The 22,281-nt window shown below is 34.4% G+C and carries 20 protein-coding genes; 16 read left to right on the top strand and 4 right to left on the bottom strand.

What is annotated here, in order from left to right; genetic code table 11:
• Positions 1–22 precede the first annotated feature (22 nt).
• Complete coding sequence (locus AC0GLY_RS06175) at positions 23–472, top strand: MerR family transcriptional regulator (protein WP_496611298.1); 450 nt, start codon at positions 23–25, stop codon at positions 470–472.
• Here AC0GLY_RS06175 and AC0GLY_RS06170 read toward each other — a convergent pair.
• The gene (locus AC0GLY_RS06170; protein ID WP_496611297.1) at positions 469–2,496 is read right to left on the bottom strand and encodes a hypothetical protein; all 2,028 of its coding nucleotides are present in this window, start codon (positions 2,494–2,496) and stop codon (positions 469–471) included. The genes AC0GLY_RS06175 and AC0GLY_RS06170 overlap by 4 nt on opposite strands.
• Positions 2,497–2,535: 39 nt before the next feature.
• A complete protein-coding gene (locus AC0GLY_RS06165) occupies positions 2,536–3,459 on the bottom strand; it encodes a magnesium transporter CorA family protein (RefSeq protein WP_496611296.1) in 924 nt (307 codons plus the stop codon).
• A 161-nt stretch (positions 3,460–3,620) separates the two neighbouring features.
• On the opposite strand from AC0GLY_RS06165, the gene AC0GLY_RS06160 reads away from it, so the two are divergent.
• The 13 genes from AC0GLY_RS06160 (at position 3,621) to arsC (ending at position 17,943) form a co-directional block, all read left to right on the top strand.
• Entirely contained in the window at positions 3,621–4,265 is a 645-nt protein-coding gene (locus AC0GLY_RS06160) for a glycoside hydrolase family 73 protein (protein WP_496611295.1), read from the top strand.
• A gap of 12 nt (positions 4,266–4,277) precedes the next feature.
• Positions 4,278–5,030, top strand: a complete 753-nt coding sequence (locus AC0GLY_RS06155; protein ID WP_496611294.1) for a TerC family protein — start codon at positions 4,278–4,280, stop codon at positions 5,028–5,030.
• Positions 5,020–5,355, top strand: a complete 336-nt coding sequence (trxA, locus tag AC0GLY_RS06150) for a thioredoxin (protein ID WP_496611293.1) — start codon at positions 5,020–5,022, stop codon at positions 5,353–5,355. Before AC0GLY_RS06155 ends, trxA begins: the two co-directional genes overlap by 11 nt.
• Positions 5,348–6,721, top strand: a complete 1,374-nt coding sequence (nhaC, locus tag AC0GLY_RS06145; RefSeq protein WP_496611292.1) for a Na+/H+ antiporter NhaC — start codon at positions 5,348–5,350, stop codon at positions 6,719–6,721. Before trxA ends, nhaC begins: the two co-directional genes overlap by 8 nt.
• Before the next feature lie 306 nt (positions 6,722–7,027).
• Positions 7,028–7,759, top strand: a complete 732-nt coding sequence (locus AC0GLY_RS06140) for a LysM peptidoglycan-binding domain-containing protein (RefSeq protein WP_496611291.1) — start codon at positions 7,028–7,030, stop codon at positions 7,757–7,759.
• Between the two features lie 296 nt (positions 7,760–8,055).
• Complete coding sequence (locus AC0GLY_RS06135; protein ID WP_496611290.1) at positions 8,056–9,153, top strand: carbamoyl phosphate synthase small subunit; 1,098 nt, start codon at positions 8,056–8,058, stop codon at positions 9,151–9,153.
• Complete coding sequence (carB, locus tag AC0GLY_RS06130) at positions 9,153–12,326, top strand: carbamoyl-phosphate synthase large subunit (protein ID WP_496611289.1); 3,174 nt, start codon at positions 9,153–9,155, stop codon at positions 12,324–12,326. Before AC0GLY_RS06135 ends, carB begins: the two co-directional genes overlap by 1 nt.
• A 148-nt stretch (positions 12,327–12,474) precedes the next feature.
• Positions 12,475–13,398, top strand: coding sequence for a LacI family DNA-binding transcriptional regulator (locus AC0GLY_RS06125; RefSeq protein WP_496611288.1), 924 nt, complete (start codon positions 12,475–12,477; stop codon positions 13,396–13,398).
• A gap of 151 nt (positions 13,399–13,549) precedes the next feature.
• Positions 13,550–14,290, top strand: coding sequence for a sugar phosphate isomerase/epimerase family protein (locus tag AC0GLY_RS06120; RefSeq protein ID WP_496611287.1), 741 nt, complete (start codon positions 13,550–13,552; stop codon positions 14,288–14,290).
• A complete protein-coding gene (locus AC0GLY_RS06115; protein ID WP_496611286.1) occupies positions 14,291–15,574 on the top strand; it encodes a gluconate:proton symporter in 1,284 nt (427 codons plus the stop codon).
• Positions 15,575–15,590: 16 nt separating this feature from the next.
• Complete coding sequence (locus AC0GLY_RS06110; RefSeq protein ID WP_496611285.1) at positions 15,591–16,562, top strand: sugar kinase; 972 nt, start codon at positions 15,591–15,593, stop codon at positions 16,560–16,562.
• Positions 16,563–16,574: 12 nt separating this feature from the next.
• Complete coding sequence (locus AC0GLY_RS06105) at positions 16,575–17,513, top strand: phosphoglycerate dehydrogenase (RefSeq protein ID WP_496611284.1); 939 nt, start codon at positions 16,575–16,577, stop codon at positions 17,511–17,513.
• 16 nt (positions 17,514–17,529) lie between these two features.
• The gene (arsC, locus tag AC0GLY_RS06100; protein WP_496611283.1) at positions 17,530–17,943 is read left to right on the top strand and encodes an arsenate reductase (thioredoxin); all 414 of its coding nucleotides are present in this window, start codon (positions 17,530–17,532) and stop codon (positions 17,941–17,943) included.
• Positions 17,944–17,997: 54 nt separating this feature from the next.
• Here arsC and tyrS read toward each other — a convergent pair whose 3' ends face one another.
• Both tyrS and AC0GLY_RS06090 read right to left on the bottom strand, forming a co-directional pair.
• The gene (tyrS, locus tag AC0GLY_RS06095) at positions 17,998–19,251 is read right to left on the bottom strand and encodes a tyrosine--tRNA ligase (protein WP_496611282.1); all 1,254 of its coding nucleotides are present in this window, start codon (positions 19,249–19,251) and stop codon (positions 17,998–18,000) included.
• 237 nt (positions 19,252–19,488) lie between these two features.
• Positions 19,489–20,283, bottom strand: a complete 795-nt coding sequence (locus tag AC0GLY_RS06090; RefSeq protein ID WP_496611281.1) for a tyrosine-protein phosphatase — start codon at positions 20,281–20,283, stop codon at positions 19,489–19,491.
• 147 nt (positions 20,284–20,430) lie between these two features.
• On the opposite strand from AC0GLY_RS06090, the gene AC0GLY_RS06085 reads away from it, so the two are divergent.
• Complete coding sequence (locus AC0GLY_RS06085; RefSeq protein ID WP_496611280.1) at positions 20,431–20,682, top strand: hypothetical protein; 252 nt, start codon at positions 20,431–20,433, stop codon at positions 20,680–20,682.
• A 70-nt stretch (positions 20,683–20,752) separates the two neighbouring features.
• A complete protein-coding gene (gene glpK, locus AC0GLY_RS06080) occupies positions 20,753–22,267 on the top strand; it encodes a glycerol kinase GlpK (RefSeq protein WP_496611279.1) in 1,515 nt (504 codons plus the stop codon).
• The last annotated feature ends 14 nt before the right edge of the window (positions 22,268–22,281 follow it).

The following is a 22,281-nucleotide window of genomic DNA, read 5'->3' as shown; positions in this document are numbered from 1 at the left end:
ATTAGAGAAGAGGAACCAGGACGTGAAAGATTCTAAATTTTTAAAAGATTTTAATGAAAAAAATTACATCTTTCGGATTGGTGAAGTTAGTAAAATGACGGGAGTTTCACCAAGACAACTTCGTTACTGGGAACAAAAGGGTTATATTCACAGTGTCCGTAATGAAAAAATGGCTTCCCGAGTTTTTGATCATGAAAATTTTGTGATGGTACGATTAATAAAACACTTTTTAGATGAAGGCTGTCCGCTTGGAACGGCACTTGAAAAATCACAACAACACATGCAAGATGTTAAGGATACTCACCAAATTATCTTAGAAATGCATCATGGTTTTGTGGAACACAATGGAATTACCATGATGGATATGGGGTATTTTGATAAAAACCAGACCCAACGATTATACAGTTATCTTAATCCTGATGGTAAAATTGTTTATAAAGTTGAAGATGTCGACCAAAAAGCCACCAATTAATTTTGGGGGCTTTTTAAAATCTTATGCAAGCAACTTTTTAAAAGCTGCTTTTTTTGTTGGGTAATTTGAAGAATGATTGGGAAAAAGGCCTGATAAATACCGGTGAAAGTTATTAGTGTATAACCCAGCTTTCGAAATTCTGGAACTATTAGGAATGGAATTGTAATTAGGGCAATTGTTAAGATAGCAGAAAAGTTACTAGGAACAAGTGAGAGTAAAGTAAACATCAGAAGCATAAGATAGAAGATGGGTAAGGTAAATTGATAATCGGTTAAATAAGCTAACATTCCTAAACTAGCAGCTGCTGCAAGATAGACTAGCAAAATGGTAATTATTGCAAACTCAAAGGACTTAAATTTGAGCCAGTTAATGCTTAAAATTAGGATTGATAAGAGTAACAAAAATGAAATTAAACGTTGTTGAAATTGCTGATTCTGCTGATTTTCAATGACTGGAATTCCAGTCATCCCAATTTTTGATTGAAAGTTAGTTCCCACTAGTTGATTTTTAATTAATTGGGGCAATCTACCAAGTTTTCCGTTTTGAAGATTGATTTCTATACGTGTGGCAGTTTGAAAAGCATTATTGTAATTAAAGCAAGTCTGACTAAAGTTAGTGCCCCTTGAATCTTGACTCGTTAAATAAAATTGGTGGTTGGTGTGATTTTGGAGGTTAGATAAGCTTTTGATTTCATCAGTTGATTGATTTTCTGCTATTTTAGTTTGAGTTTCTACCAACCCTTGGTGGGCTTGTCTAATTCGATTGGTTAAATCAGTTTGAGTAGTAATTTGATTTTGAATTAGGTTCGTTACCGTTTCCTGAGAGATCGTTTCATTTTTTAATTGTTGTAGTTGCTCAGTTTGACTTTTTAAAAGTGAAAAAATGTGATGATTGGCATTTAGATGCTTAAGCTTAATTGCTTCACTTTGATTAATACGTTGGTGTTGGATTAAATTTTGGTTAATTTCAGCTAATTGATGCCCAAGTTGATACTTAGAAATCAATTTTCCACCAGGTTGGGGCAAAGATGTTACTTGGCTGACGTTTGGTAAAGATTTGAGAGCATTGGTTAGACGATTTAAATCATTTAAGGAAGTTTGGTTAATAATTGATTTAGTACTTGTTAAATAAACGGTTACAGATTGGTGGGGTTGAGGCGATTGAAAATGAATTTGAAAATTACTAAGTAGTGGAAAAATCAAACAACTGAGTAGCATTAGTGAAATTAACGGATGCCAACTTTGCATCGGATTAGTTAGTTTAATAAGCCAATGGGGTTGATAATGCCATAACATTATACTCATATTGGTAATACAACTTAGCAAAATAATAAGTAATGGTGAGTAAAAGAAAAATGAATGAATTAAATTAGCAAATAAACTTAAATTAATGATACTTAATTCTAAATTAGCTAAGGTGATCAGAAGTGCTTTAGTTAATGAAGTAATTAGCAATAAAATGATAAAGTTAATTAATATGACCCAAACGCAGATTATTTTTTGCTGGTACCACTGAGCTACTAATCTTTGATATTGTTCGTTAAGTGGGTTTTCCCAATTGGTTTTAAATCCTGATAACGAACATAAATGGCGAAGTTGAGCTTGGTAAATAGGACTATTGACGAGCTGATAGGGGATCCAAATCTGCAGTTTTCGCCAATTCTTGCCGTTGAATAAATGATTAGCATGCGGACTAGTATGTATGCTAGTAACTTTGTAAATCTTTAAATCATGTTTATGTTCAATTAAAAAGCGTTCTTTATTTTCTAAACGTAATTTTTGACTGTCAGAAAGTTCGTTTGGAACTGAATAAGTAAGTGTAATCATGGTGGCGTCATTTAAATTGTTACCCCAATGATGAGTAATCTGATGGGCACGATGCGTTAATGAAGTTTTTGGTAGTTCAGCTTGAATTGCTAGATTGCTTAGATTAGGCAACTTAACTAGAGCAATAATAGTTAAGATTGCGCCAATTAAACTTAGTAAAATCCAGTATTTAGTTATTAAAGCTTTAATTTTTTGCATAAAAAATTCCCCTTACGAATGGTAAAGGGAATTTGAAGTTTAACGGTTGAAAAAATCACTAAAACGCATAATTAATAAGACGATTACTATCAAAATAAAACTAATCAGGATGGTTAATTGCCATGCCATGGCATGGTTCATAAATGGTAGCTCAACATTTTCACCATAGAATCCAAAAACGATATTTGGCACCGTTAAGACAATTGAAAAGACGGTTAAAAATTTCATAGTACTATTCAAGTTACTATCAAGTAAGTTTGAATAAGCACCTGCTACTTGTTGGGCTGCTTGATTAGCCATCTGAGCCATTGATAATCCTTGTTGAATTTCGACAATTACATCATCGAGAATATCGTTATCATCATCAGAGAGAGTTTTGCCTAGTTTACGTTTAACCATCATTAACATGTCATTATTAGCAGAAAGTGAAGTTAAAAAGTAGACCAAATCAGTTTGTAAATTCAAAAGCTGACTAATTGCACTTTTTCGAGTTTTACTTCGTAGGTTACGTTGGATTTTAGTCCTAATACTATTGATATTATTGATGTAATCAAAATATTGGATAGCAAGTTGATAGAGTGTTTTGAAAACGATATCAAGAGTTGAAACCGTATCGCGCTTCATAGCAGGAAGCTTATTCACGATTCCACTTAGTAATGGATTAACAAAATTAGTTTGATTAGCAGTAAAAGTAAATAAACGGTCTCCAGTCATGATAATTCCGATTGGTTCGGCAGAAATATCACCACTAAATCGTGATGGCTCAGCAACGTCAAAAATAATTAAAAGTAATTGTTCATCATCATAATATTCCATTCGTGGACGTTCGTGATGATCAAGTACATAATAAAGCATTTCAGCGGTGAGATGATATTGATCTTTTAAAGTTTGTTTTTCGATTGGAAGACAATCAGTCACTTGAATCCATTCGATGTTCTGGTTAATTTTTTCTTTTTTAATCAACGCAACTGCCTCCCTTTTTAGCAATGTTGTTAATTATATTATAAAATACGGTAAAAGTTTAGAATATAATTAAAAACGCGTATATATTATTGAAACATGATATTAATCAAAAATTAAAGGTGATAGAGTATAATGGAAAATATTAAAGGAGTGGCTTATATATGAAACTTAAAATTAAAACCGATGAGAACGGTAACAGTATTTGGTATCCAATTATCGCTTTTGTAATTGTTTTTGGAACGGTTGGTCTATTGTTTGGGACTTACAAAATTCGTCAGCATATTAATCAACAGAATTTAATTAAGTCTGAAAAAGCATATCAACGGGCTCATGACCCAGTGTTGAAGCAACATAATAAGTTTATTAAACAAGTTGCCACGCCGTCAATTGATTTATACAAGAAAAATAAACAAGTTTTACCTAGTATTGTAATTGCGCAGGCTATTTTAGAGTCTGATTGGGGAAAATCAAAGCTTTATACCAATGCTTTTAACCCATTTGGAATTAAAGGGACTTATCAAGGACAATCAATTTCATACGAAACTGGCGAGTATATTAATGGTAAACATATTACGCAAGTGGGGCAATTTAGAAAGTATCCTAATCTTCAAACTGCAATTGAAGATCATAATCAAGCTCTGTATGATAAGTTTTTGCATAAGTCTGGAATTACAAGTTATAAAGAACAGGCTAAGTTACTCCAAAAGAACACTTATGCCACTGATCCGGATTATGCCAAAAAATTAATTAAAGTAATTGAAACGCATAATTTAGCAAAATATGATAAACAGGCCATTAATAACTAAGGAGGAGTTTAATTGTTTGCATTAATACAACAACTTTATGGACCATTTTTTGATTTAAACAACTGGAAAACAGTAGTTACCTCAGGTGATGACTGGTTGATTATCCTTTCTTTGGTAATCTTAGAATGTGTGATGTCAGTTGATAATGCTATTGTTTTGGCAACGCAGACCCAAGTTTTACCAACTAAGAAGTTGCAAGAAGAGTCACTTTTCTATGGATTATGGGGAGCATATATCTTTCGCTTTCTTGTGATTGGAATTGGGGTGTACTTAATTCACTTTTGGGAAATTAAAGTGATTGGGGCTGCTTACTTAATCTACTTAGCATTAAAGTATTTCTTTCCCAAGCTTGGTAAAAAAAGTAATAAAGTACCAATTAAGGAAAAGGGCAATCCAAATAGTCGAAAGTTTTTTTGGTGGGTTGTTGTTCAAATTGAAATGATGGATATTCTTTTTTCAGTTGACTCTGTCCTAGCTTCTTTAGCTGTTTCTTCTAATCCAGTTGTGGTATTAATTGGTGGTATGGTTGGAATTCTAGCCATGCGGGGAATTGCCGAGTTTGTGATGGCTTTAATGAAGAAAGTTCCAGAATTGAAAACGATGGCCTATGTGTTAGTTTTTGTAATTGGGGTAAAACTCTTACTCTCAATTCCAATGATTGATATTGAAATTCCATCAGCTTTGTTTGGAATTTTTGTAATTCTTTCAATTGGAGTAACTATTATAATTCACTTCATCAGAAAGCGGAGTAAGCATGTCAGTTAATTTAAATCAATCAAATTTTAAAACAGCAGTGGAAGGTCCAATGACGCTTGTCGATTTTTGGGCATCTTGGTGTGGACCTTGTAAAATTATGGATCCAGTCTTGGAACAGTTGGAAAAACAATTTGCAGGAAAAGTTAAATTTGCTAAAGTGAATGTTGATAAACAACAATCCATTGCAAAAGAATATTCAGTGTATGGGATGCCGACATTTGTGTTATTCAAAGACGGTAAAGGGATTGAGAAAGTAACTGGGGTTTATTCAGTCGAAAAGTTAGCTCATTATTTAAATCGTAAATTAGCCGAAACGGAGAACTCGAATGGTTAAGCCTAAGTTATGGGAAGCCGTGACAATTCTGCTAACAATGTTAGTAATTATGGGCTTAGGAATTATTGAACTACATTTAACCCCAGTTGTTCCAATTCTAAGTGTAATCTTTTTATTGATTTTATGGGGACGGTTACGCGGTTATAGTTGGGATGATATTAATGACAGTTTTGTGATCGGAGTAAAAAATGGAATTATTCCTTTATTTATTTTCCTATTAATTGGTTCACTAATTGGAGTCTGGATTATGTCTGGGGTAATTCCAACTTTGATGGTTTATGGTTTTCACATTCTTAGTATTCGGTGGTTTTTGCCGTCAGTATTTTTAATGTGTGCATTTGTTGGTTGTTTTATTGGAAGTGCCTTTACAATTATTTCAACTGTTGGAATTGCAGCAATGGGGATTGGAACTACGATGGGAATTGATCCCGCTATGATTGCTGGAGCAGTTGTTTCTGGAGCTGTCTTTAGTGATAAAATGTCGCCGCTATCTGCCACGACTAATTTAGCCTCAGCAATTGCAGGAGACAACCTTTATGATCATATTAAAAACATGATGTGGTCTACAGTTCCAGCATTTGTTATTTCATTAGTTCTTTTCTCGATAATTGGAGGAACACATGGAACAGCTAGTTTAGCAAAAATCACTAATACTTCTCAAGTTTTGACCAGTAACTTTACAGTTTCGGCTTGGATGTTAATTCCAGTTTTATTACTATTAATTTGTGCTTGGACTAAGATTCCTACTATTCCAACGTTATTCATTAACATTGTATTTACAATTTTAATGACCTTATTTAATCCACAGAACCACTATTCATTTACTAAAATTGCAGATGTGATGCAAAATGGTTTTAAAATTAAAACTTCGAATGTTGAAATTAATCAAATTTTAAATCGTGGTGGCATTATTTCAATGACTGGGACAATGACTTTGATTATAATTGCTTTAGCATTGGGTGGATTGTTGATTAATCTGGGGATAATTAGCGTAGTGATGGATCGCTTTTCAGCACATATTAATTCAGCAGGGATGTTAATTTTAAGTACAGTGTTGGCTGCAATTGGGGTTAATATTTTTATTGGAGAGCAATACCTTTCCATCATTTTACCTGGAACGGCTTTTAAAGCTGACTATCAAAAGGCAGGATTAGCTCCTGAAGCACTCGGACGAGCTCTAGAAGATGGAGGAGCGGTAATTAATTATTTAGTTCCTTGGGGCGTGGCTGGAGTTTTTGTAGCTAATACGTTGAATGTTCCAACGCTTCATTATTTGCCATTTGTCTTCTTTAGTCTACTTTGTCCTATTTTTTCAATTCTAAGTGGATTCACTGGAATTGGGTTAAAAAAGCTAACTAAACAATAATAATTTTACTAAGCGTAAAGCCCTTTAATTTTGGCTTTGCGCTTTTTTCATCATTGGTTAGTCAATTTAGTCTTTGAATATTACAAAATGTAATATTAAGTTATGATGCATATAGGTTTTAAATGAGAAAGTCCTTTGAGTATGTCTGAAATGTTTCAACATTACAGAAAATGCATTTCTAGTAATCGTTATGTAATATGTCTGTAACCTGCTATCTATACTCTTGTATATGTTGGTTGATACATATCACTAACAAAATCTAGATGAAGAATCTAATATTCGATATATAAGGAGATAATTTTCTATATGAAGTTCACTAAATCAATCGCAGCAATGGCTGCTGTTTCATTGGGAATGATGTTTGCTGGTGCAGCAAATGTTAACGCAAATTCAACAGTTAAACATACGGTTCAGGAAGGTGACACTATCAGTGCTCTTTCACAACAATATAAAGTTTCTCAAAAGAAAATTCAAAAAGCTAACAAAAGTAAAGATATTAATACCATTTATGTTGGTGAGGTATTTGTTTTTGATGGTAAGGGAAATGTCAAAGTAGATAAGAAGAGTGCAAAAGCACCAGCTAAAAAAGCAACTATTAGTAATAATCAAGCTGCAACTTCAGTTTCAAATAATGCTACTGCAGCTGTTAACACTAACACGACTAGCACAAATACTACCAAGGCCAGTTCAGCAACTTCAGCTACAAGCCCAAGTGCTAGTCCTGCTAAATCAACTAATAATCAGGCAACAACCCCAGTTGTTAAGACCGCTGCTCCTGCTGCCCAATCAGCACCTGCTGCAAAATCAACTCCAGTTTCATCTAATGGAACAATGAGCGGGATTGCACAAGCTGAATCTGGTAATGATTACAATGCTCGTAATGGTCAATATGTTGGTAAGTATCAGTTATCATCATCATATTTAAATGGTGATTATTCACCAGAAAATCAAGAACGAGTGGCACAACAATATGCAGTTAGTCGCTATGGTTCAGTTGAAGCCGCAGCTGCTTATCATGCATCACATGGTTCATGGTAAAAACAATCATTTAAATCAATCAGCTTAACCTTAAACGGTTGAATTCATTCGAATTCAACCGTTTTTTGGTCTTGCTTGACATTTAGCATAATGACAAGTAAGATTATGAAAAAAGAACTGAAGTTGTTTTAATAACATCCAGTGAGGTGTTGAAATTAGGTCATTAATACTACACATATTGTCAATTTAAAGTTTCCAGTGAGAAACCAATTGAGATTTAATCCTGATAATCAATTTGGCTACTAACTAGGAAACTAATTAGTAGCTTTTTATTTGCATAAAATTTGGAGGATAGCATGAAGAAACGTTATTTAGTGTTAGAAGATGGTAATATTTATCCAGGAGAAGCCTTCGGTGGAGATCAGGAAACGGTTGGTGAACTAGTTTTTAGTACGGGAATGTCTGGTTACCAACAATCAATTTCTGATCAATCATACAATGGTGAAATTTTAATGTTTACCTATCCTTTAATTGGAAACTATGGGATTAATCGGGATAACTTAGAATCAACTAATCCTACCTGTAAGGGAGTTGTTGTGAGTGAAATTGCTCGCCGAACAACTAATTGGCGAATGAGCATGTCACTTCCAGAGTATCTAAAGCAGGAAAATATTCCTGGGATTAGCGGAATTGATACTCGAGCTATTACAAAGCATATTCGAGAACACGGAGCAATGAAAGCTGCTATTTTAAATCACGTTGATGATGATAGTGTTGCTAAATTAAAAGCAACTGAATTAAGCCATAGCGAAATTTCTGAAAGTGCTACTAACAATGCTTATCCAGCTCCATCAGTTGGTCGACGAGTTGTTGTAATTGACTTTGGTCTTAAGTATTCAATTCTTCGAGAACTTGCTAAACGAAATTGTGACGTAGTTGTTCTTCCTCCTGATGCCACCTTACAGGATATTGATAACTTTAATCCAGATGGAGTGATGTTAACTAATGGACCTGGGGATCCAAGTGACGTTTCTGAAGCAACTTTAGAAATGATTCGCCAAGTAGAACAAAAATATCCATTATTTGGAATTTGTATGGGGAATCAATTATTTGCTTTGGCTAATGGTGCTAAAACGAAAAAAATGAAATTTGGTCATCGAGGATTTAATCATCCCGTTCGTAACTTAGAAACTGGAAGAATTGATTTTACTTCGCAAAATCATGGTTATATGGTTGACCGTGATTCAGTAGCCAACACAGACTTAAAAGTGCTACTTGAAGAAATCAACGATGGAACCGTGGAAGGGCTTCAACATGATAGTTTACCAGCTTTTTCCGCTCAATTTCATCCTGACGCTGCTCCAGGCCCCCATGATGCTGATTATTTGTTTGATGTCTTTATGAAGATGATGGATGATAAGCAACTTAATTGGACAAGAAAGGTGAATGAATAATGCCTAAAAGAACAGATGTAAAAAAAATTATGGTAATTGGATCAGGACCAATTATTATTGGACAAGCAGCAGAATTTGATTATTCTGGGACGCAAGCTTGTTTGGCACTAAAAGAGCTCGGATATGAAGTGGTTTTGGTAAATTCAAATCCAGCAACCATCATGACGGATAAAGAAGTTGCTGATGAAGTATACATTGAACCATTGACCCTTGATTTTGTTTCCCAAGTCTTAAGAAAAGAACGACCTGATGCAATTTTACCGACTTTGGGAGGTCAGCAAGGGTTAAACATGGCTAAGGAATTATCTGATTCAGGTATTCTTGATGAAATGAACATTAAATTATTAGGAACTGATTTAAAAGCGATTAACGAAGCTGAAGATCGGGAGCAATTTCGCCAGTTAATGCGTGATCTAAAGCAACCTGTACCAGAGTCAGTAATTGCTAATACTGTTGAACAAGCGGTATCCTTTGCTTCAAAACATGGGTATCCCGTCATTGTTCGTCCAGCTTTTACAATGGGGGGAACTGGAGGAGGAATTGCCGACAATGAAGAACAACTTCGTGAAATTGCTGATAACGGGCTTTATCTTTCACCTGTAACACAAGTTTTAATTGAGCAAAGTATTGCTGGCTACAAAGAAATTGAATTTGAAGTAATGCGGGATGCAGCTGATAACGCCATGGTTGTTTGTAATATGGAAAACTTTGATCCAGTGGGAATCCATACTGGGGATTCAATTGTATTTGCTCCAATTCAAACTCTTTCTGATGACGAAGTGCAAATGTTACGGGATGCTGCTTTGAAAATCATTCGAGCTCTTAAAATTGAAGGTGGCTGTAACGTACAGTTAGCTTTAGATCCCAATAGTATGAAATACTATGTGATTGAAGTTAATCCACGAGTTAGTCGTTCAAGTGCATTAGCTTCTAAAGCAACGGGTTATCCGATTGCAAGGGTTGCTGCTAAGATTGCAGTTGGGTTAAATCTTGATGAGATTATGAATCCAGTTACGGGTACTACTTATGCAGAATTTGAGCCAGCTTTAGATTATGTGGTTTGCAAAATTCCGCGGTGGCCATTTGATAAATTTACCAAAGCTAACCGGACGCTTGGAACCCAAATGAAAGCGACCGGGGAAGTAATGGCGATCGATCGTAATATCGAAGGGTCTATCTTGAAAGCTGTGCGTTCATTAGATATTGACTTAACTGACATGGATGATCCTGAATTAGCTGACTTAAGCAATGAAGAATTAGACCATGGAATTGTGAAAGCTCAAGATGATCGTTTATTTTACTTATATGAAGCTATCAAACGTGGCTATTCAATTGAAAAATTAGCAGAAATGACTAAGATTCACATTTTCTTTTTAGATAAGTTACTACACATTCATGAAATTGCGGAAGCTTTAAAAGCAGGCGTAAACGATGTTGATTTACTGCGAATTGCGAAACGAAATGGTTTTTCAGATGAAAGCATCGCTAAGCTATGGAAACAAACCTCAGATGAAGTTCGTGCTTTTCGAATTAAAAATCAAATTATTCCGGTTTACAAAATGGTTGATACATGTGCTGGTGAATTTGAATCAGAAACGCCATACTTTTACAGTACGTACGAATTAGAAAATGAAAGTGTTAAAACTGATAAACCTTCAATTTTGGTATTAGGTTCTGGTCCAATTCGAATTGGACAAGGGGTTGAATTTGATTATGCAACGGTGCATTCAGTAGAGGCCATAAAAAAAGCCGGTTATGAAGCGATTATTATGAATAATAATCCCGAAACCGTTTCGACTGATTCTTCAATTTCTGACAAGTTATACTTTGAACCATTAACAGTGGAAGAAGTTATGAACGTGATTGATATTGAAAAGCCTGAGGGCGTAGTAGTGCAGTTTGGTGGACAAACAGCAATTAATTTAGCTGAGCCACTTGCTAAACGAGGGGTTAAAATTCTAGGAACCTCAGTTACTAATTTAAATCGTGCTGAAGACCGAGATGAATTTGATAAAGTTATCAAAAAATTAGGCATTCCGCAACCAACTGGTGGAATTGCTAGTACAGTTACCGAAGCAATTAAATGTGCGGATGAAATTGGTTATCCAATCGTGGTTCGACCTAGCTATGTCCTTGGGGGACGAGCAATGGAAATTGTTAACAAACGATCTGACATGGAAAATTATATGCAGAACGCTGTCAAGGTTTCTAATGATCATCCAGTCTTAATTGATCAATACTTAACTGGAAAAGAATGTGAAGTTGATGCCATTTGTGACGGAAAAGATGTTTTGATTCCTGGAATTATGGAACATATTGAAAGAGCCGGAGTACATTCTGGTGATTCAATGGCCGTTTATCCAGCTCAAACTTTGTCTCCAGAGGTTAAAGATCAGATTGTTAAATATACTAAAGAACTTTCACTTGAACTTGGTTGTATCGGTTTAATGAACATTCAATTCATTGTGCATAATGAAAAAGTGTATGTAATTGAAGTTAACCCTCGAGCTAGTCGAACGGTACCTTTCTTAAGTAAAGTAACAGGAATTCCAATGGCACAAGTGGCCACTAACATTATCTTGGGAAAATCTTTGGCTGAGCAAGGTTATCAAACTGGACTTGCCCCAGAAAGTAAATTAATTCACGTGAAGGCCCCAGTTTTCTCATTTTCCAAATTAAACGATGTTGATAGCTTACTAGGCCCTGAAATGAAGTCAACTGGAGAAGTAATGGGTTCTGACGTTACATTACCTAAGGCGCTTTATAAGGCTTTTGAAGCTGCTAAGCTTCACGTTCCCGATCATGGTCGGATTTTATTTACTGTCAAAGATGGTGATAAACATGAAACAACAGAATTAGCGAAACGTTTTTGGAATTTGGGTTATCAAATTCTTGCGACTGAAGGAACAGCTAAAACCTTCGAAAAAGCTGGAATTCCAGTTACAGTAGTTGGAAAGTTAGGCGAAAATGATAGCTTATTACAACAAATGATGGATCAAAAGATTCAAATGGTGGTTAACACAATTTCCAATGAAAAAGAAAGCGAAGAAGATGGTGCTAAGATTCGAAGCGCTGCCATTTCACACGATATTCCATTGTTTACTTCTTTAGATACCGTTGAAGCAATCTTACAAGTATTGGAATCACAATCATTTACGACCCAAAGTTTATAACTTAATTATTAAATAAAATCAAATTAATAAATAATTATTTGAATCTCATCTAAAAGATGAGATTTTTTATTACTTATTGTTAATTTTGGAATCCTAAACAAACATCGTATAATTGAGACAATTATTAGCAGTTCGGAGAGGTAAAATAATGACAAATAATATCACAATGCGAGATGTAGCAGAACTTGCAAATGTATCAATAGCCACAGTATCTAGGTATTTAAATGGACAAACGGATCATTTATCACTCAAAACAGCTGAAAAAGTTAAAGCTGCAATAAAAAAATTGAAATATACACCGAATGAGGCAGCCAGAAATTTAGTTACTAAAAAGGGAAATTTAATTGCAGTTTTAGTTTCTGATGTAAATGATTACTTTTCAACCGAAATATTTAAAGGAGTTAGCTCTGCGTTAAGAAAAGAAAACTATACAGCTGTTTTATTGGATTCAAATAATAACTTAACAACTGAATTATCAATTTTAAAATCAATAAGTAGTCAACGAATGTTTGCGGGAATTATTTTACAGCCATTAAACACCAATCGAAATGTTATAAAACAAAATTTACTTAATGATATTTCAACGGTTATTGTTGATAGGGAATTAAAAGGTGGAATTTGGCCAAGTGTAGTTACTGATAATTTTTCAATTAGTCAAAGAGCTTGTGAATACTTTAAAAATAATGGTTTAAACAAAACAATTGTACTTACAAATCAAGTTGAGGGGATTTCAACTCGTGAACAACGATTGCGTGGAATTGAAAGTGTTTATGGGAAAGAAATTAAAAAAGAATTAGATAAAGACCCAAATACTTTAATATTTGCATTAAAAGAGAAATGGATATTGGAATATTTACCAAGGTTAGTGAATGATCAAAACTTTAAAAATGATTTTCCGATTTATGTCACTGGGTTTTCTGATACTAATTTAAATTATATAGTTTCTGATAAAGCTAAATTAATTAAACAACATCCTTTTATTATGGGGGAAAATGCAGCTGAATTGATATTATCTAATCTTAACAATAATAAAGTGCTTCCTAAAAAGATTGAACTACCAGCAGAATTTTAAAAACTTATTTTTAATAAGTTTTTTTAAAAGCATCTATGGTAAACGTTTACAATAAATTTTCATAAAAACCCTAATAACCATTTACAAATAATATGTAAACGTTTACCATATAGTTGTAATGTAAACGGTTACAATATAGGAGATGTTACTTATGAAAATATTTATAAATACTTGGGTTTTTGAAAATGAAATAAAGAATGGAATTAGTCAATCTAATCTTTTTAAGCGAGTTAAAAAGATTGGAGCAGATGGAATTGAGGTTAGACGAGAGTACTTCGAAAATTTACCTAGTGAATTAAAATTAATTAACGAAAAAAGAAAAGATACTAATTTACTTGTAAATTACAGTGTTCCTGATGAAGTGTTTAACGATAATGGATTAATTAATCCATTGTTAGAACAATACTTTGAAGAAGGATTAAAAATGGGTATTACTAAAATTAAATTTAATTTAGGAAATTTTAAAAAATATCGTGGTAATTTAAAAAAAGATTTTAAACAATTTCCATTAGATAAAATTCAAATGAATATTGAAAACGATCAAACCGAAATTAGTGGAAACGTTGAAAATATTAAGTATTTTCTTCAATCTGCTAAGCAAAATGAAGTAAAAATTGGGTATGTTTATGATTTAGGAAATTGGGCTTTTACTAATCAGGATGCGAATTATGCGGCCGAGCAATTGGCACCATTTGTAGATTATATTCATTTAAAAAATACACTAGTAAAAAATAAAGTTTTAGAGACTAGTGACGATTTAGATTTTGGTAAGTTTGATTGGAGGGCATTATTAAAAAAATTGCCTAAAGTTGATTTAGCATTGGAATATCCGATGGATAATGATCAAATAGTAAAAAAGCAATTTGATTTATTGAAAGATGAGGTGAAATAAATGAATACCATTATTGCAATCGCTTTGTTACTTTCATTTATTGGCTTCATTTACTACATTATTAAGGGTGGGGATTTATTAATTGGCTTTTTTGTTATGGCAATTTTATGGACTATAATTGGTTTAATTCCTTATAAAGTCGCTATCACTAAAGTCTTTTCTCAACCAGCTTTAGCTTATGGGTCAACTATTATTTATATTGTGTTTGGTTCATGGTTTGGAAGGGTGTTAGTCGATAGTGGGATTGCACCCGCCATTTCAGAAAAAACTAATAAGATTGGTAAAAAGAAACCATTATTAGCTGCGATTTTTGTGGTATTAGTAACTGCTTTATTGTTTGTTGGTTCTTATGGAGTTGGTTCAGTAATTGCAATTGGAGTTATTTTGTTGCCAATCTTACTTTCACTTGGATTACCACGTGATATGGCATTAACTACTTTTGTATTATCAATTGGTGCTGCAATGTACGTTAATGTTGTGTTATTTAATCAAATGAAACCATTTTTCCCGCATGCAGAATATAATGCCCATTACTTAGTATTTGGTTGGTCTGCAATGTTAGTGCAAATTTTAGCCATTATAATTTTTCTTGTTATTAAACGAAAAAAGATTAATCCAGCAGAAGCTCAAAAGAATTTAGAAATTATTGGTGCAACTGAGCAAACTAATGTTAAGCATGTTAGTTGGATTGCATTTTTAATACCAGTTATCCCAGTTGCTTTGAATATGGTTTTAAAGTGGGATGCTATTCCTGCTTTAATTCTTTCAAGTATTTTAGCAATGTTGGTTACTGGAAATATGAAACACTTTAAAGAATTTAAAAATTTTCTTAATAGTACTATTAAACAATCAATTAATGATATTTCTGGGTTGATTATGTTTTTAATGGCATTAGTAATGTTTGCAGCAGCTGCCCAATTAAATGCCTCAAGATTTAAGAGTATCTTTAGTATTATTATTCCACATAGCACGTTGATTTTAGCATTAGCAATTGGAATCTTATCACCCTTAGCATTATTTAGAGGACCTCTTCACGTTTGGGGAGCAGGTGCGGCAACTGCAGCAGTTCTTTCAGCAACTGGTTTATTTAGTGACATGTACTTGCTACCTTTAATGTATGTTCCTACATTACTAGCTGTATCGACTGATATAACACAGTCTTGGAATGTTTGGGGCCTTGACTATATGAAAGTAGCACCACGTAACTTGCTTAAGTTAGGCGTTCCACTTATGTGGATTGTTTCAATTATTAATGAAATTTTAGTTTGGCATTTCTTTGGCTAATTAAGGAGAATTAAAGATGAGTGAATTTATTACTATTGGTGAACCAGTTGTTACGTTTGCATCACGGGATGCAAACTATAATTTAGCAGACTCGACTCACTATTTGAAAATTTTAGGTGGGGCAGAATTGAATGTTGCAATTGGTTTACAACGATTAGGACATACAACCCAATATATTTCTCAAGTTGGAACAGATCCGCTTGGCATTTATGCTAAAAATGTTATTAAAGAACATGGTGTAGGAACTGATTATATTTATTCTGATCCAAAACATTGGACCGGTCATCAACTAAAGCAGTTAGTTACTCATGGTGATCCACAAACATATAATTATCGTACTAATTCAGCTGCTTCGCAGCTTAGTTATCAAAAAATTGATGATATTGATCTTTCAGAAGTTAAAATTGCTCATATGTCTGGAATCTTTCCAGCACTTTCAGAAATATCAAGAAAATCATTTAAAGAATTAATGAAAAGATTAGTTGATAATAAAATTTTGATAACCTTTGATCCGAACTTAAGACCTTCGTTATGGGATAATGAAACTAATATGATTAGTACCATTAATGAGCTAGCAAAAAATGCAGATATTGTAATGCCCGGTGTAAATGAAGGTAAAATTTTAATGGGAAGTGATAATCCAGAAAAGATTGCGGACTTTTATTTAAATAATGGGACCAGGACTAAAGCTGTATTGGTTAAAATTGGTCCTAAAGGAGCTTTTGTAAAAACAAGGGATGGTAACTCTTATACAATCAATGGTTTTAAAGCAGAACACGTAGTAGATACAGTTGGGGCTGGAGATGGATTTGCTTTAGGTGTAATATCTGCCTTATTAGAAAAAAAAGATTTAAAAAGTGCAGTCATGCGCGGGAATGCAGTTGGCTCACTTCAAGTTCAAACCCCAGGTGATAATGATGGTTACCCAACGCATAATCAATTAATGGATTTTTATAAAAAACAAAAAGTTAGTGAAAATAACAAATAAATGGAGGATTTTATGACAAGTAAAAAAGTAGCAGTTCAAAAAACATTATCAGATTCAGGAAAAGAACTTTTAAAGAATAATGGTTTTGAAGTAATTGAATTACCAGATAAAAAGATTTCAACACTATTGGATATGGCTAGTGATGCGTTTGGCATTATTTTAGGCACGGCTCCATTTCCCAATGAAACTATTACAAAAATGCCTAATTTGAAAATTATTGCGCGTAATGGGGTCGGATTTGACAATCTTGATGTTAAATTTATGAAAGAACATGGAATTTACGTTACAATTACTCCATTAGCAAATGCTTCAACCGTTGCTGAAACTACTTTAGCCGAAATTTTTGATTTATCTAAGAACTTAACAAATGATTCTAATCAAATGCGTAAAGGGAATTGGGACTACAAAAAGTCTCATAAAGGGTTTGATTTGGCAGGTAAAACGTTAGGTGTTCTAGGTTATGGTAGAATTGGTAAAATGGTAGCAAAAAAAATGAGTGCTTTAGACATGAATATTTTGGTTTATTCACCACATTTAACTGAATCTGAAATTGGGACACCAGTCGATCGGGATACGCTTTTTGAAAAATCAGATGTGATTACTTTACACATGCCGGTTTTGCCAGCTACAAAAGAAGGAGTTGCGGCTCGAGAGTTTAAAATGATGAAAGATTCAGCCGTTTTGATTAACTTAGCTCGTGGAGCGCTCATTAAAACGGATGATCTAATTGCGGCTTTGAAAAACGGTGAAATTAAAGGGGCGGCACTTGATGTTTTTGATGAAGAACCACTTCCTTTGAGTAGCGAGTTGTATCAATTAGATAACGTTTTATTAACTCCCCATATTGCTTCAAATACGGTAGAATGTATGAATCGGATGGCTTATGATGCTGCCAGCGAAATTGTTAGAGCCGGTGAAGGTGAACTACCCTTATGGAATGTTGCCAAATAATTATTAGGAGTTATTGATGAAAAAGATATATTTTCTTTGTACTGGAAATTCTTGTAGAAGTCAGATGGCAGAAGGTTTTGCCAAAAAGTATTTCCCTGATAATTGGGAAATCAAGAGTGCAGGAATTGAAACCCATGGATTAAATCCAAATGCAGTTAAAGCAATGGCAGAGGTTGGGATTGACATTAGCCAGCAAAAATCAGAATTAATTGATTCAGCGTATCTAAATGATTGTAATTTAGTTGTGACGCTTTGTGGCGATGCTCGTGACAAATGTCCAATGACACCACCAGCTGTTAAAAGAATTCATTGTCCTTTAGCAGATCCTGCACAAGCTACGGGTTCAGAATTAGAAATATTTCAGCAATTTGAAAATACAAGAGATGAAATTGGGAAATTAGTAAAAAATTTAAGCAATGATCTAAGTTAAATAAAAATCGCAGCACTGAGATTTAATTCTCAGTGCTGCAATTTTTATTTAAAACTATTTAACTTTAGCTAAGAAATGTTTCTTTTTACCACGACGAACAATAACATATTGACCATCAAAGTTATCAGCAGGATTAATTTTTGTTGTCACATCTGTAACTTTTATACCATTCACGGTAATTGCACCATTATTTACATCTTCACGAGCTTGTCGTTTGGACTTATCTACACCAAGCTCCATGATTAAATCAACGATGTTAATTGGAGTATTATCAATTTCTGAAGTTGGAACACCATTAAAGGCCTGAGCTACTTCAGTAGTTGAAAGTTTTTGCACATCACCTTGGAAAAGGATGGCAGAAATTCGTTCGGCATTTTCAACAGCTTTTTTACCATGTACAAATTCGGTAACTTGTTCAGCAAGAACTTTTTGCGCTTCTCGTTTCCAAGGTTCGGTTTCCACTTTTTGGGCTAAACTATCGATTTGTTCTTTATCTAAAAAAGTAAAGTATTTCAAATATTTGATAACATCACGATCATCTTGATTAAACCAGAATTGATAAAATTCGTAAGGAGATGTTTTTTCGGGATCAAGCCAAACAGCTCCACCAGCTGTTTTCCCAAACTTAGTGCCATCTGCTTTGACCATCAAAGGAATCGTTAAACCAAAGACTTGAGCATCAGGTCCAGCTAATCGATGAATTAAATCGGTTCCCGCTGTAATGTTACCCCATTGATCTGAACCACCAATTTCTAATTGTACATGATGGTCTTTGTATAAATGATAAAAATCGAAAGCTTGGAGAATTTGGTAAGTGAATTCAGTAAAAGAAATACCTTGATCTAAACGACTAGCTACAACATCTTTAGCTAACATGGTATTAACATTGAATAATTTTCCGTAATCTCTTAAAAAGTCGAGCAAACTAACGTCTTTGGTCCAATCGTAATTGTTAACAATTGTAATGTCAGCATTTTTACCGAAGAGGTGCTTCATTTGTTTGGTTAAAGCAGCTTCATTATGATGAACTTGTTCCATGGTTTGAAGTTGACGTTCTGATTTTCGACCGCTAGGATCTCCAATTGAACCAGTTGCCCCACCAATTAAAATGTAGGGATGGTGACCGTAGCGAGCAAAGCGTTCTAAAATCATGAAAGGAATTAAATGACCTATGTGCATACTATCGCCAGTTGGATCAGTTCCACAGTATAGGGAAATCTTATGATCAGCAATTTCTTTGGCTAAGCCAGCTGCATCAGTCTGTTGGTTAATGGCACCACGCCATTGTAAATCTTCTAAAATATCCATGTTATCCTCCAATTGAGTGTAAAAAAGTCCCTATAGCGATTGCTATAGGGACGCAAATTTGCGCGGTACCACCCACGTTTAGACCTAAGTCTACACTCGTTAGTATTTGAATTTTAAGTTGTTAGGTAATTCATTTTATTTCCTGCATGGCTTGCAGCAACCGCCAATTCTCTGACATCACAGAAATAAAACTATTTAATATGGTTATCTTAACATAAGCGTTACAATTCGACAATCCTAATCTAGGTAATAGTCTTTAAGCTTGGATAAATCTTCATCAGTTAAATTTAGACCTTCGTGTAAAAAGTTTTGCATGTTACCATAGTTTTTCGTAATTTCTTCCAATGCGGCATCCAAGAATACCATATTGACACTATAAAGAGTCTTTAAATTTTCAGCTGCATGGTCGGAAAAACCAGCGGTTCGAACTTCCTGGACTTTTTGTTCAATGACATCTTTCACGACATCATTGGTAAGAATATAGTCTTTACGGATTGTATCCATATCAACTCCCAAAGCAGCTAAAATGAAAACAGCAGACATTCCTGTCCTATCTTTTCCAGCTGTACAATGAAAGAGCACGGCTTGATGATCTTCTTTATTTTCTAATAAAACCATAAATAGTTTGTGAAAAGCTTCGCGACAGCGTGATTGGGTAATCATTTGGCGATAAACTTCTTCCATATGTTTCATTCCATATTCAGGATTTTCTTCTACTAATTGATGAAATTCTTCAGGATCTTGCGAATTATCAGTCCGATCTTCATTAAAAACTGGATCAAAAATATAATGAAGTTTGCTACCATCAACTAAATCTTTGACGGCATTAACTTCTTGAGATGAACGTAGGTCCACGTCATAGCGCACGCCATAATTTTCTAAAAAAGCTAATTCTTCATCATTGATGAATCCTAGGCTACCAGAACGAAGTAGCTTATGCCATTTGACGTGGTGACCGTCTATGGTTTGATAACCACCTAATTCACGGACATTTTCAGCGTTATCAATTTCGATTACACGTTTATTTTTCATTGCTTCACGTCCTTTGTAAATGTATTCAGTATGCCTATTATAGCACTGTTTTTAAACTGATTTCATTTGCAAGCTATTTTTTTGTTTACAAATTAGGATAATAGGACTACTCTTATGGTTAGAAAACATTTAAGGGGATACATAATTATGAAAATGACAGAACGCCAAATGATTCAAGAAATCTTGAATACTGTTGATGTGATTTATACTTTTGAAAACGTCGATGAAGATACGAGTGAATACACGATTTTAATTAATCGTCAAAAAAATGATGTTCGGGCCTTGAACGTGATTAACGACGAAATGAAAAATTATTTCAAAGAAGCTGATTTTGATTACAAAGAAGAAGTTGAACCAGTTGAAATTGATGCTGACATCCGAGTTAAAATTAAACGTTAATTATGAGTTAGAGGAGGAGTGACGCAGGTCACTTCTTTTTTGTTGGTAAAGAGAGAAAGGAGGAGACTCAGTGGAAAATGACGATAATAAATATGTTTTAGCAATTGACCAGGGTTCAACAAGTACGAGAGCAGTTTTTTACGATCATAGTGGTCGGAAGGTAATTGAAAGTACTAAATTATTACCACAAACTAGTGAACAAAATGGATGGGTAGAGCAAGATCCAGATACAATTTGGAGTTCAGTATTATCAGCAATTTCAAGCGCAATGATTGATGCACGAATTCATCCAGAAAAAATCAAAGCAATTGGAATTACCAATCAACGGGAAACAACTGTTGTCTGGGATAAAAAAACTGGGAAGCCAATTTATAATGCAATTGGATGGCTTTCTAAACAAACTACTGGAATAGCTGAACAGTTGCGCCAAGCTGGTTATAGTGATTTAATCCGGGAAAAAACAGGATTGGTTCTGAATGCCTATTTCTCAGCTACCAAGATTCGTTGGATTTTAGACCATGTCCCTGATGCTCAAGTCCGGGCTGAAAAAGGTGAATTATTGTTTGGAACCATTGATAGCTGGTTAGTTTGGAAACTATCAGATGGTAAATATCACATTACGGATTACAGTAATGCTAGTCGAACAATGCTTTACAATATTCATGAACTACAATGGGATCAAGAAATCCTAGATATTTTAAATATTCCAGCACAAATGTTACCGGAAGTGCATCCGTCAGATGAGGTATATGGAACTACAGAAAATTATCAGTTTTATGGTGTTCAGGTTCCAATTGCGGGTATTGCAGGAGATCAACAGGCTGCATTAATTGGATCAATGGGACTTGAACCAGGAATGGTTGAAAGTACTTATGGCGATGGTGCTTTTATTATGATGAATACGGGAACCAAGCCTGAGACATCTGATGAAAAATTATTGACTACGATTGCTTATGGAATGAATGGCAAAGTTTATTATGCGCTAGAAGGTTCAATTTTTACTGCTGGAAGTGCTTTAAAATGGCTTCGTGACAAGTTAGGTTTAATTAACAGCATTCCCGCTTCCCGAATTGCAGCAAAGCGGTCGCAAAATAATAACGAAGTTTATTTAGTCCCAGCTTTCACTGGATTAGGAGCACCATACTGGGATTCAAGCGTGAGAGGAGCAATATTTGGTTTAACGAGAGGGACCACCGATGATGATATCGTTAAGGCAACTTTACAAGCGATTGCTTATAGCACCAAAGATATTATTGATACGATGGAAGCAGATGCCAACATTGAAATTACCCAACTTGGTGCCGATGGGGGTGCAAGCCGAAACAGTTATTTGATGCAATTTCAAGCTGATATTTTAAATAAGCCGGTTGAAAGAGCTGCTGATGAAGAAACAACGGCGTTTGGAGCAGCAGTCTTAGCTGGACTAGCGACTGGCTTTTGGCAAGATATTGATGAGGTTAAAGCAATCCATGAATCTGGCAAGCTATTTACTCCCAATATTGGTAAGACCGAACGAAAACGTCTTTACGATGGGTGGCTTCGGGCAGTTCGAGCTGCAAAAACGTTTAAACCCGAAATAAATTAAACACTTTTAGTGAA

This window comes from Fructilactobacillus sp. YLN 2507 (assembly GCF_059614085.1).
The sequence above is the reverse complement of the archived record's forward strand: the minus strand, read 5'-3'. Positions and strand labels throughout refer to the sequence as shown.